This is a genomic window from Paracoccus salipaludis (assembly GCF_002287065.1).
GTDB classification, from domain to species: domain Bacteria; phylum Pseudomonadota; class Alphaproteobacteria; order Rhodobacterales; family Rhodobacteraceae; genus Paracoccus; species Paracoccus salipaludis.
Genome location: NZ_NSJZ01000013.1, coordinates 75,800 through 87,503, shown reverse-complemented (window position 1 = coordinate 87,503; position 11,704 = coordinate 75,800). Strand labels below are relative to the sequence as shown.

9 protein-coding genes are annotated in these 11,704 nt (G+C 64.8%); 5 read left to right on the top strand and 4 right to left on the bottom strand.

The window, feature by feature from the left end; translation table 11 throughout:
- Positions 1-186, bottom strand: a 186-nt coding sequence (locus CK240_RS19250) for a transposase (protein WP_476704011.1), incomplete at its 3' end; no start/stop codon positions are given.
- A gap of 591 nt (positions 187-777) precedes the next feature.
- Between CK240_RS19250 and CK240_RS13455 the strand changes: the two genes are divergently transcribed.
- Together CK240_RS13455 and CK240_RS13450 are read left to right on the top strand one after the other, a co-directional pair.
- Positions 778-2,073 (top strand): DUF1214 domain-containing protein, encoded by a 1,296-nt coding sequence (locus CK240_RS13455; RefSeq protein WP_205957838.1) that lies wholly within the window; start codon positions 778-780, stop codon positions 2,071-2,073.
- Positions 2,074-2,166: 93 nt separating this feature from the next.
- Complete coding sequence (locus tag CK240_RS13450; RefSeq protein WP_095640858.1) at positions 2,167-3,603, top strand: DUF1254 domain-containing protein; 1,437 nt, start codon at positions 2,167-2,169, stop codon at positions 3,601-3,603.
- 373 nt (positions 3,604-3,976) lie between these two features.
- Here the strand turns inward: CK240_RS13450 and CK240_RS13445 are convergent, their stop codons facing one another.
- On the bottom strand, positions 3,977-4,486 hold the full coding sequence (locus tag CK240_RS13445; RefSeq protein WP_095640843.1) for a cell wall hydrolase: 510 nt from the start codon (positions 4,484-4,486) through the stop codon (positions 3,977-3,979).
- Between the two features lie 200 nt (positions 4,487-4,686).
- Here CK240_RS13445 and CK240_RS13440 point away from each other — a divergent pair, with 200 nt between their 5' ends.
- Both CK240_RS13440 and CK240_RS13435 read left to right on the top strand, forming a co-directional pair.
- Positions 4,687-5,103, top strand: coding sequence for a YciI family protein (locus CK240_RS13440; protein ID WP_240517423.1), 417 nt, complete (start codon positions 4,687-4,689; stop codon positions 5,101-5,103).
- Between the two features lie 147 nt (positions 5,104-5,250).
- Positions 5,251-6,486 carry an RNA polymerase sigma factor gene (locus CK240_RS13435; protein ID WP_095640841.1) on the top strand — a complete coding sequence of 412 codons (1,236 nt, stop codon included), beginning with the start codon at positions 5,251-5,253 and terminating at the stop codon, positions 6,484-6,486.
- Positions 6,487-6,725: 239 nt separating this feature from the next.
- On the opposite strand, the gene CK240_RS13430 is transcribed toward CK240_RS13435, so the two are convergent.
- Complete coding sequence (locus CK240_RS13430) at positions 6,726-7,061, bottom strand: 4a-hydroxytetrahydrobiopterin dehydratase (RefSeq protein ID WP_095640840.1); 336 nt, start codon at positions 7,059-7,061, stop codon at positions 6,726-6,728.
- A 603-nt stretch (positions 7,062-7,664) separates the two neighbouring features.
- Between CK240_RS13430 and CK240_RS13425 the strand changes: the two genes are divergently transcribed.
- The gene (locus CK240_RS13425; protein WP_240517422.1) at positions 7,665-10,673 is read left to right on the top strand and encodes a DUF3427 domain-containing protein; all 3,009 of its coding nucleotides are present in this window, start codon (positions 7,665-7,667) and stop codon (positions 10,671-10,673) included.
- 187 nt (positions 10,674-10,860) lie between these two features.
- Here the strand turns inward: CK240_RS13425 and CK240_RS13420 are convergent, their stop codons facing one another.
- The gene (locus tag CK240_RS13420; protein ID WP_095640857.1) at positions 10,861-11,700 is read right to left on the bottom strand and encodes a shikimate dehydrogenase family protein; all 840 of its coding nucleotides are present in this window, start codon (positions 11,698-11,700) and stop codon (positions 10,861-10,863) included.
- Between the last annotated feature and the right edge of the window lie 4 nt (positions 11,701-11,704).

Genomic DNA, 11,704 nt, shown 5'->3' with positions numbered 1-11,704 from the left:
CGTCGAGCGCGGCTCTCTCGGCCCGGTCTTGAGGTCCTCGACCGTCTGGCGCTTGCGCCATTTAGCAACGGTCTTCGGGTTGATCCCAAGATCCCGGCTCAACGTCGCGAGCGAAGCTTGCGATCGTTGTATTGCAGCTCTGACGGCGTGCGTGGTCGTGGCGCTTCCGTGACGAACCTGGCCCATAATGCTTCCTTCCATTCCTGAGAAAGGATCGCACCATCAAACCGTGGGATCAAACACCTAGGCGCGGGCAGCGAGGCGCTGGGCCGTAAGGCCGCCGCATTGCGCCGCATCGTCGCCCGATGAACATTGGGGCGCAGCCGCCCTGCAGGGCATGGGCCTGCCGCTCCGGCGGCGATCGAACAGCAGCGCCGCGGCAGCCCGCAGCCAGACAGCATCGGCAGAGGCCCGGATGCACGCAGCTCGAGTTCGTACAACGCGGCGGCCATGCCCGCAGCGCCTAAAGCTTGGCAACGATCTCCTCCGGCTTGTGCGTCTTCCGGGGCATCCTTCTGTCCTCCATCCGGCTCGAAAAGCTGCTTCGGGGAGGGCCGCTTTCCAAGAGGCGACGCCGACAGGGCACCTGGGTTGACCGGCAGATTTGAGTTCGAAGCAGACGTCCAGGCATCCTTATCCTGAAAGGGTGCTGCGGCTTTTCCGCTCTCTTATGGCTTGCCCAGACAAAAGTTGACTGAGCGCCGGGTTCACGTACGCTTGCCCGTGTCTTTATGCAGCAGGGCAGCGATGGACGCTCACCGCAGGACGTTTCTGAAAATGACCACGGCGCTTTGTCTTCTGCAAGGCATCCCGGGCCACGCAATCGCCGCGCCGCCAACGGCTGACGCCATCCGCGAGGCATGGATCTACCTGATTGCTCGTGCGCTCGTGGTGCGGCAGGAGATACTGGATCGACAGGGCGAGGATTTCGCCTTCAACAAGTTCACCTACAACCCTCTTGGCTCGGCCAACTTCGTCAATCCCAACTTCGATGTCGCATATCTCGAAGGATGGGTCGCTGTGGATGAGCACTCCTACGCCGTCATCGACGTGCCCAGGATCGAAGGGCGATATTATACCGCGCAGATCCTGGACGAATGGGGAGAGGTCATCGCCAATATCAATGAGCGGACGATGCCCAGCAAACCCTTCGGGAAGTACGCCCTTGTCCTTCCCGGAACAGATCACGACCTGCCGGCGGACATGGGCCGTATCGAACTGCACTCTGCCAAGGCGAAGGTCTTGGGCAGGGTTGAGCTGAAGGGCGATCCCGAGGGCGCCGTTGCCCTGCAAAGGCAATTCACCTTGTCGGTTTCAGGCGAGCCGGTCATCGCCGAGCCTGTGCCGCTTCCGGCATTCGACAACGAGACCCTGATCGGCGTGCAGCTTTTCGAGCACGCGGAAGCCCTTCTGACAAGCGCATTCGACGTATCGCCACATGCGGCGGCGATGCAGCAGCAGGTGCGGGCCGTGGCGCAATATGTCGCGTCAGGTGCCGAGGCGCGCGCCGAAGCCGATGCGCGGCTGAAGACGATCGTCGCCGAATTCCAGCACGATGCGCTCACCAGGTCTGCGCCCTATCGGAACCATTGGGTCGGGGGGGCGGCGGCAGGAAACTATGGAACGGACTATTTCCTTCGCGCCGCCGTGAATTATGCCGGGATATGGGCAAATACCGCAGAGGAAGTGCTGTACTTCGTTGCCACCCGGGACTCGGAGGAGCAGCCGCTCGACGGAACGAACAGTTACATCATGCACTTCCCGGCGGATCGCCTGCCGGACGGCGTCGTTGACGCCTATTGGTCCGTGATCCTGGTGAGTGTCCCCGACTATCGTGTCGTCGAAAACCCCCTGAAACGATACAACTTCAATAGCTACTCCGATCTGAAGAAAGAGGCCGACGGCTCGCTGAAGATCGCAGTCGGCCCTGAACCTGTAAGCGGCGTTCCGGAATCGAACTGGCTTCCCTCCCGCAGGGGGCAGCCGTTTTCGCTGACCTTTCGGACGTACGTTCCAAAAGAGATTGTCCGGAAGGGGGAATGGCAACCGGCGCCGCTGGACCTGTCTCTCTAAGTCGCGCGCCGATGGGAACAACCCGTGCCGGAACCTGCTTCCGGCGGCCCGCACATCGAATGAACAACCTGTAGATGAAAGTGAGGAAGCATGATGCTGAAGATCATCGCGATGGCTGCCGTTGCTCTGTCTGCGGGGCAGGGTTCAGCGCAGACCGCCAGCCCCTATTCCTTCATCAACGGTTACCCGACACCCGAAGCCAGCGCGAAGGCGCGCGACGATGCCGATTTCCAGCGTGCGATCGTCGCCTATCGCTTCTGGTATCCGACAGTGTCCATGGAGGGCATCTTCCAGGGCAATCGCGATGTGGGGATCGAGGACGGCAAGGCCTGGGGGATCGCGGCGACGGGCCCGAGGCAGGTCGGACTTACGTTGAATTCCGACACTCCGTACGGGTCGGCCACTCTCGATTTGTCCGCGGGTCCCATGGTGATCGAACTGCCGGCAGGAGCATTCATCGGTCTGGTGAACGACCATCACCAGGGCTGGGTGCAGGACCTTGGATTGCCGGGACCGGATGCGGGCAAGGGGGGCAAGCACCTCGTCCTGCCGCCGGGCTATGCCGGGGAGGTGCCCGAAGGCTACCATGTCGGTCGCTCGACAACGATGAAGAACCTCCTGGCGGTGCGCGCGATGCCCCGGGAAGGCGATCTGCAGAAGGCGCTGGATGGGCTCCGCGCCGTCAGGATCCACGCGTTGGGGGACGACTCCCGGATCTTGGTGGCCATCGATACCAGTGACAAGCAGATGGACAGCTCCTCGCTGCGGTGGGAAGACAATATCGGGTTCTGGGAGAAGCTTGCCGCGATAATCGAGGCTGAACCGATCAACCCGAACTTCCTGCCGATGTACGGTCTGCTTGCCGAACTGGGCGTCGCCAAGGGCCAGCCTTTTGCCCCCGACGAACGGATGCGGACGATCCTCGAGCGTGCCGCCCGCGAGGGCCGCGATCAGATGCTCGTCTCGGCCTTCGACAGCGCGAGGGCCGACCGCATCGCCTGGCCCGACCGCAAATGGGAATGGGTGGGCCTTGTCCCCGGCAGCGCGCAGTTCGAAACTCCGTCCGGGCTGGACCTTGAGGCAAGGGACCGGTGGTTTGCGCAGGCGATCGTTACCTCTCCGGCCATGTTCCGGCGGGATGCAGGGGCCGGATCGCTTTACTGGCTCGGGGTGCGGGATGCTGCGGGGGCCTGGCTTGACGGTGGCAAGACCTACAAGCTGACGGTGCCGACGCCCGTGCCGGACAAGCTGTTCTGGTCCGTGACGGTCTATGACGCGCAGACACGAAGCCAGGTGCAGACGGATCAGGACAGGGCCGCGCTGCGGTCCCTGTTCGAGTTGAAGGACCTTGGCGATCAGGACACGGTCGACCTGTTCTTTGGCCCGGACCAGCCCGAAGGGGCAGGGGACCGCTGGATCAAGACATCCCCGGGACGGGGCTGGTTCGCCTACATGCGCATCTATGGCCCTGAAGAGGCCGCCTTCGATGGAACCTGGAAGCCGGGTGATTTCGAGGAGGTCAAGCCCTGAGACACGGCACGGCGAGGGGCGGCGGAGTTGCGGCAAGGGCAAGCTGCGGACATCCAGTGTCCGCAGCTTTCGCCGCTGCCGAAACACCACATGCAGCTAATGGCCGCTTAGTTCCGCGAAGCAGACGTCTCCGGAAGGAGTCTTCGCAAATGACCAGCGTTCGCCTTGAGTAAGCGGCATCAGAGGACCTTCGCTCGCTCAAGCGTCCGCTGCTAGCCGCTTGGCGCCATTCCGGACAGCCCGGCGTTGCGGCGGGGATATCGTGGTGCTCAGGGGCACCCTCGCCGCTTTTGGTCGCTGGACAGGGGCCGTGCGTTTGGGCCGTCGCTGGGCGGCGTCCTGAACCACCGGAAGCCGGAGTTTTCCAGCCCTGTCACGACCGTGGGCGGGTGATGCCCTCGATGGCGGGTCGGGGGACGGACTGGGTCACATGCTCGGGCCTGCGCCGTTCGTAGAAGGCATTGCCGCCTGCGGTCAGCACGTAATGCATGTTGTCGTAACCGGCCCGGTAGCCTGCGGCGTGGAAGAACTGCGCGTTGCCGATCATCGGATGACGCTCGCCCCGCAGCACCGAGGTTGCCGCCTCGCGGATCAGGGGCGCCGAGCGCCTGTCCATCCTGCGCGTCATCACCCCCGCGGCGAACTGGTTCTTCTGCGAGACCACCCCGCAGACCGTGTTCGGATACTGGCGCGATGCGACCCGGTTCATCACGACGCTGCCGACCGCGACCATGCCATCCCGGCTGGAGCGGTTGGATTCGAAGTACATGGCACGCTCCATGCATTCGAGTTCGGAGTGCCGCCTGAACATCCCGCATCCGGACACGGCCGCGACTGCAGCCGCCACGAGGATAAGTCTCCAGGCAGGGTGACGAGATTTCATGAGGTGCTGCTCTTCAGTTGAAGTTGCCGCACCCTGTCGAAGGTGGCCCGGAACGGCAAGGCTGCGCAGGTCGAGCCGTGCTGCGGATGGTCCTAGCGAAAAACTTTTCTTGCGCTGTCGGGATCACGGGCCGTGCTACGTCTTTATCTCCGGAGCGCGGCAATTGCCGGAACCACCAGGGGAGAAGACCGATGCGCGTGATGGTATTCGTGAAGGCGACCGAGGACAGCGAACGGGGCGTCATGCCCTCGGCCGAGATGCTGGAGGCGATGGGCAAGTTCAACGAGGAACTGGCCGAGGCCGGGATCATGGTCGAGGGGGACGGGCTGAAGCCGTCCTCGCAAGGCAAGCGGATCGCCTTCGACGGCCCCTCGCGGCTCGTCATCGACGGCCCCTTTGCCGAGACAAAGGAGCTGGTCGCGGGTTACTGGCTGTGGAACGTGCGCGACATGGACGAGGCGGTCGCCTGGGCCAGGCGCTGCCCGAACCCGATGCCCGGCCCCAGCGAACTCGAGATCCGGCCGCTCTACGAGATGGAGGATTTCGCCGAAAGCCTGACGCCGGAACTCGTGGAACTGTTCGGCCGGACGGACGGAAAGCCGGCAAAGGACAGGTGAGCAGGGAGGAGGGCGGTTCCCTGAAGGTTAGCCGCCCTCAGCATGGAGCGCGAAGATGCCTCACGCGATCCTATCCGGCCGGGCAGAGGTCGCTAGAGGCTGCGCGTCAAATGCCCCCATCGCTCACCGGCAAGGCGGTTCGGACCGATGACACGGACGCCTGACCCGAGCTGGATCGAGGCCCGCCTTGTCGGCGCACGTCCACGCGTGCTGGCCGCGCTGTTGCGCTGGTTCCGCGATCTCGACCTTGCCGAAGAGGCGTTTCAGGAGGCCTGCCTGCGCGCCCTGAAGCACTGGCCCGAGAAGGGTCCGCCCCGGGATGCCGCAGCCTGGCTGATCATGGCGGGGCGCAACGCCGCGCTGGATCAGGTTCGAAGGGCCCGGCGCCTGAGGCCGCTTCCTCCCGACGATCCGGCCTTCGATCGCTTGGCCGAGCCCGACCTTGCCGAGCGTCTCGATGCAGCCGACTACCGCGACAACATCCTGCGGCTGCTGTTCGTCTGCTGTCATCCCGAACTGCCGGCAACCCAGCAGATCGCGCTGGCGCTGCGGATTGTCTCGGGGCTGCCGGTTAAGCGGATCGCCGCGGCCTTCCTTGTCAGCGAAGCTGCCATGGAGCAGAGGATCACGCGTGCCAAGGCGCGCATCGCCAGGGCCGATATCCCCTTCGAGACGCCCGGTCCCACCGAGCGTGCCGAGCGGATCGAGGCAGTCGCGGCAATGATCTATCTGGTCTTCAACGAGGGCTACACCGACGCCCACCCCTCCAGCGAACGCGCGAGCCTCTGCACCGAGGCGATCCGGCTGGCACGCCTCGTGCTGCGGATGTTTCCCGCCGAGCCGGAGCTGCTGGGATTGCTGGCGCTGATGCTGCTTCAGCATTCCCGGCACAGGGCGCGCTTCGACGTCGAAGGGGACGTGATCCTGCTCGAGGATCAGGACCGCTCCTGCTGGGACCGCCGGATGATCGGCGAGGCACTCGCACTGCTGGGCAAGGCGATGCCGCACCATCGACCCGGCCCCTACCAGATCCAGGCGGCAATCGGGGCGTTGCACGCCCGTGCCGCCCGTCCCGAGGATACCGACCGGGCCGGGATCGAGCGCCTCTATCAGGCGCTGGAAAGCCGCACGCCGTCCCCTGTCGTCACGCTGAACCGGGCCGTCGCGGTCCTTAAGCAGCATGGTCCCTTGGCAGCACTTGAGATCGTGGAGCCGCTGGCGGCGGCACTGGACGGCTACTTCTACTTCCACGGGCTGCGGGGCACCCTGCTGCGCGAGCTTGGGCGCGTGAGCGAGGCGCGGGAGGCCTTCGGCCGCGCCATCGCGCTGGCCAATACCGCCGCTGAGGCGATGCACATCCGCCGGCAACTGGACCAGCTTTGAGAAAGGCTCCTTGATACCATGATCCTCGCGCGTGCGGCAGCATGCCGGCGCCCTCTCGCTGCACCCGCATGGCCACAAGCGGCGGGACAATGGCCTCCCAGACCTCATGGTCCGGCTGAGAATGGCTGAAGCGCAGGATCACTCTGCGGGAGTGCGCCGGGAACGTGTCTTCGGTCAGGAAGACCACAGGCGTGTCCGATATCCGCCGTCCCTCTGCCCGTTCCGAAGCGCCAGGAGAGTCAGCGAGCGGTGATCGCGTTCAGCCGTGCCGCGCAGATCAGGTCGTTCTCGGTCAGTCCGCCCGCGGCATGTGTGGTGAAGGTCACCTCGCAGTAGCCCCAGCCGAAGCGCACGTCCGGGTGATGCCCCTGGTTCTCGCCCAGCCACGCGGCCAGGTTCGCCATCTGCACGGCCCGCGCGAAGCCCTTGAACTCCCATCGGCGAGTCATGGCGCGACCGTCGGCGGCAAGCGTCCAGCCGGGGAGTGCGGCGACTGCCTTTGCGGCCGCGCTCGCGTCCATTACCGGCATGGCGCCGGTGCAGGGGGTGCAGGTGCGGGTCGCAAGATCGCTCATGCCCTCATGTCACGACGAAGGTGAAGACAATGCAAGGATGTCGTCAAAGCGTGCATGCACTTCGGCGCACCTTCAGCTGCATAAGTCGTTTCCAGATCAAAGGAATGCCTTGATCTCCGAACGGCTGCTCAATCTGCTGAACGCAGGCCTGCACTGGACAGACCGACAGAAAGAGAACGAAGCGTCATCAGCTTGCCGGATGACTTCACCGGCGCGCCTTTCGTGGCTCCCGCCCAGAAAGGGACCGGCATGGGGGCAAACTGTCGCGGGAGGTCTACGTCCCGAGCCGGCAGGCCGATCCCTTCCCTGCCGGGCTGGGGGCGCGGCAGCATCCAAGTCTGCTCGGCTATCTCCTCGCGTCCCAAGCATCGCCGGGCTTAATAGATGGTTGCTGTCCGAGATGCTGCCGCGCAAACGAAGTCCGCTTTGGTGTCACACCGTCTCGCGGTGCGGGCCCGAACGGCTGCTAGGGGTTGGCTTGACTCAACCGCCCCGACAGCCGGGTCCGGCGGCTCGCGATCCAGTCCGTTGTTTTCGTTCCGCCAGCCTGGACAGGGTCGACGCGCCTGGTAGTCTGACGGGCCAATATGAGTCCTGTTGCTGATGACTGCTGCCACTTGCCTGATCTGCGCCCGCGCCACGGGGCAGCCCGCTCTGCGGTTAACGGGGCACGATGGCGACACCATCGCTCCTGAGCGTCACGTCCGGGTTTGGGGCGATCTGAACGCGACGGAACAGATGTCCATGTTGTCGCTAATCTCGGCCGCCTTTCAGGAGGGCGCACCGGTGCTGCGGCCCGGTGAGATCGACGGGCATCTCGTTCTTCGGCTGGAAGACAACCCATATGAAGCGCCCGGCCTGTTGATCAAGGGCGGCAAAGACCCGCTTTTGACCCATCTCACCCGCCATATCGACCGGGCCGAGGCGGTCGACCTGGCCGTGGCCTTCGCGCTCGACAGCGGGGTGAGGCTGATTTTTCCCTGGCTCGAGGACCTGCTCGACCGCGGGGGTGTCCTGCGATTGGTGGTTGGCGATTATCTGGATGTGACCGAGCCCTCAGCCCTGCGCATGTTGCGTGATCTGGACAGAGAAAGGTCGCCGGGCCGTTTCGAGGCCCATGTGTTTCAGACCGGCGGCACGAGTTTTCATCCCAAGGCCTGGCTTTTCCGCGCCACCGGAAACAGCGGGGCAACCATTGTCGGCAGTTCGAACCTCAGCCGCTCTGCACTGACTGATGGGGTGGAATGGAACCTGCACAGTGCTGCTCCGGGCGATCGGCAAGCGGTCCTGACCGCTTTTGAGGCGTTGCTTGCAGATCCACGGGTGGTGCCGCTGTCAGATGCATGGATCGATGCATATGCCGCCCGGCGACGGACCCGGCCGTTGCCTTCGTTCGCCGCCAAGGTAACCGAGGCCGAGCCGTTGAAGCTCGTTCCCGAACCGCATGGCATCCAGGCCGAGGCATTGGCCGCTTTGGACCTGACCCGCCGGCAAGGACATCTCGCGGGCCTCGTGGTGCTGGCGACCGGCCTTGGCAAGACCTGGCTTTCCGCCTTCGACAGCCGCGCCTTTGACCGGGTGCTCTTTGTGGCACATCGCGAAGAGATCCTGGCACAGGCCATGGCGACTTTTCGCCAGATCCGTCCCGAGGCGCGCTTCGGCCGCTATTCCGGCGCGGCAAAAGAGGAAGGCGAGATCGTCTTTGCCTCGATCCAGACACTGGGCCGGGCCGAGCACCTGCGCCGCTTCGCGCCCGACGACTTCGACTACATCGTCGTCGACGAGTTTCATCATGCCTCGGCGGCCAGTTACCGTGGCCTGCTCGACTATTTCACGCCCCGCTTCCTCTTGGGCCTGACCGCGACACCCGAGCGCAGCGATGGCGGCGACCTGCTGTCGCTCTGCGGCGAGAACCTGGTGTTCCGCTGCGACCTGCATGAGGGCATCACACGAGGCCTGTTGGCGCCCTTCCATTATTTCGGCGTGCCGGACGAGGTGGATTACGCCCAGATCCCTTGGCGCTCGACGCGTTTTGATGAAACGGCGCTGACAGCGGCGGTTGCGACCCGTGCCCGGGCCGGGAACGCGCTGGAGCAATTGCGCCTGCATGGACAGGGCCCGGCGATCGGTTTCTGCGTTTCGACCCGTCATGCAGAATTCATGGCCGAATATTTCACCGCCGCGGGCTTGCGCGCGGTCGCGGTCCATTCCGGGCCGGGATCGGCCCCGCGCACTTCGTCGCTTGAGGCGCTCGGCAAAGGGGACCTCGACATCATCTTCGCCGTCGACATGTTCAACGAAGGCGTCGACGTGCCGAACATCGGCACCGTTCTGATGCTGCGGCCGACGGAAAGCACGATCCTTTTCCTGCAACAGCTTGGCCGTGGCCTGCGCCGCTTCGGCGACAAGGTGCTGCGGGTGATCGACTATATCGGCAACCACCGGGTTTTCCTGACCAAGGCCCGGGCACTGCTGGCGGCGGGCGAGGGCGATCGTTCGCTCACGCAACGGCTTGAGGCTGCGGCGGATGGCACACTGGATTTGCCGCCTGGCTGCGCGGTCACCTATGATCTCCAGGCGCTGAATTTCCTGCGAACGATGCTGAAGCACGGCTCAGGTGGAGACGAGGCCGAAGCCTGGTATCGCGATTTCCGTCTCCGCATGGGCGAGCGGCCGACGGCGGCGGAATTCGCACATGCCGGATTTGATCCCGCACGCACTGGCCATGGCGGCTGGTTTGATTTCGTTCGCGACATGGGCGATGCGGTGTCCGCAGCCGCGCAGGTCCACAGGACGTTGCTGCGAAGCGTTGAGCAGGCCGGTTTCCCGGACGCGGAGGCGCTTCTGATGCTTCAGGCGCTGCTTCCGGTGATGAAGCAAGGCGAAACGCATGACCGCTTGATCCAGAAGGCGATGCTGGGCGCATCGCGTCGCAACCTGTCGATCAGTCAGGCCCGTTTTGAAGCCGCCTGGTCCCAGTTGGCCATAAGTCCAGAGTTCCGATTCGAGGACGACAGGCTCGCTCTGCGCCGTGCCGAGGCGGCAGGTCTTTCCGATCTCCTTGCGGAACTGATCGACTGGCGTCTTGCGGATGTGACAAATGCATCGGTTCAGCGTCAGGAGATGGACGACGCAGCGGCCGTATTCCTGACGGGCCCCGAACTCTGGCGTGAATACATGCGCGAGGAGATCCCGCCCTTGTTCGGAGCGATATTCAATCCCGGTAACTGGAATTCGGGGATTGTGCCCTTGGACAAGGACATGGTCCTGTTGACCACCCTGAAGAAAGGCAGCCTCGCGTCCGGAAACCATTACGAGGACCGCTTCCTGTCGCCCACCCGCGTGCAATGGCAAAGTCAGAACCAGACCAGACAGGGCAGCCGGCACGGCCAGATCCTGTCGGGTCAGGTGCCGGACCACCGGGTGCACCTGTTTGTGCGCAGCGAGAAGCTGCGTGGGAAGACGGCCGCGCCCTTCCTCTACCTCGGACAGCCCCGCTTCGCAGGCTGGCACGGCGAGAAACCGATCACCATAGAGTGGGATCTGCCGGAGGCAGTGCCTGAGCATTTTCGCAAAATGCTGCGCGTGCCGTTGGATCGGACGAACTTCTGATGCTCCTGGCGCAAGTTGAGATAGTCCCGTAAGCACGGATCTGGAGCTTGGCCATGCCGCGCCCGAGGCCGCAGCCAGGGCGATCTCGAAGCGCAGGGCAAGGTTCGGCGTCGCCTCTTAGGGCAGGATCGCGGAACCTTGGGCCTTGCGGATCATCGCGGCAGCGGCAAGGGGCAGCATCGCGGCCTCAATAGGCGATCTGCGCGGTCTGGCGCAGTTCGTCGGCGGTCGCGGTGGGAAAGCCGAAGAACTCAAGATAGGCGGGGATCATCTCGAACAGCATGTCGGTGCCGACCTGATAGCGGCAGCCCCGCGCGGCGGCGGCGCGCAGGAAGGGCGTCATTTCGGATTTCATGACGACCTCGCCCACAAAGGCCGCAGGGTCGATGCGGTCCACCTCCATCGGCAGCGGATCGCCCGGCTGCATCCCCAGGGGCGTCGCGTTCACCACGACGTCGAAGCCCGCCGGATCCTTGTGGCCGAGCACCAGCCGCAGCGCGGGATAATGCTGGGCCAGCCGCCCCGCCAGCCCCTCCATCCCCGCTGTGTTCGGATCATGCAGCGCCAGTTCCGCCACGCCCGCGCGGGCCAGCGAGGCGGCGATCGCGCTGCCCACCCCGCCGCAGCCGACGACCAGCGCTCGGCGGCCCTCGATCGGTTGACCCTTGCGCAACACGCCGCGCACGAAGCCCTCGCCGTCGAACTGGTCGGCCGTCAGCCGGCCGTCAGCCTCGACCCGCACCGCGTTGGCGGCGCCGGCGATGGCGGCGGTCGGGGTGACATGGTCCACAAGGCCGACGGTCGTGACCTTGTGCGGCATCGTCACCAGCGCGCCGCAGATGTTCGACAGCCGGAAGACCAGCGGCAGGAAAGCCGGGTAGTCCTCGGCCCGCACGCCCATCGGCACCACCACCGCGTCGATGCCGCGGGCGGCGAACCAGGGGTTGTAGATCATCGGCGCCTTGAAGCTTTCGGTGGGAAAGCCCAGGTGCGCAACAAGCGCGGTGCGCCCCGTGATCTGGGGCATCGTC

Coding starts and splice junctions, on each gene's coding strand:
- CK240_RS13455 (WP_205957838.1), top strand. CDS start 778: ATGACCACGGCGCTTTGTCTTCTGCAAGGCATCCCGGGCCACGCAATC.
- CK240_RS13450 (WP_095640858.1), top strand. CDS start 2,167: ATGCTGAAGATCATCGCGATGGCTGCCGTTGCTCTGTCTGCGGGGCAG.
- CK240_RS13445 (WP_095640843.1), bottom strand. CDS start 4,486: ATGAAATCTCGTCACCCTGCCTGGAGACTTATCCTCGTGGCGGCTGCA.
- CK240_RS13440 (WP_240517423.1), top strand. CDS start 4,687: ATGGTATTCGTGAAGGCGACCGAGGACAGCGAACGGGGCGTCATGCCC.
- CK240_RS13435 (WP_095640841.1), top strand. CDS start 5,251: ATGACACGGACGCCTGACCCGAGCTGGATCGAGGCCCGCCTTGTCGGC.
- CK240_RS13430 (WP_095640840.1), bottom strand. CDS start 7,061: ATGAGCGATCTTGCGACCCGCACCTGCACCCCCTGCACCGGCGCCATG.
- CK240_RS13425 (WP_240517422.1), top strand. CDS start 7,665: ATGACTGCTGCCACTTGCCTGATCTGCGCCCGCGCCACGGGGCAGCCC.
- CK240_RS13420 (WP_095640857.1), bottom strand. CDS start 11,700: ATGCCCCAGATCACGGGGCGCACCGCGCTTGTTGCGCACCTGGGCTTT.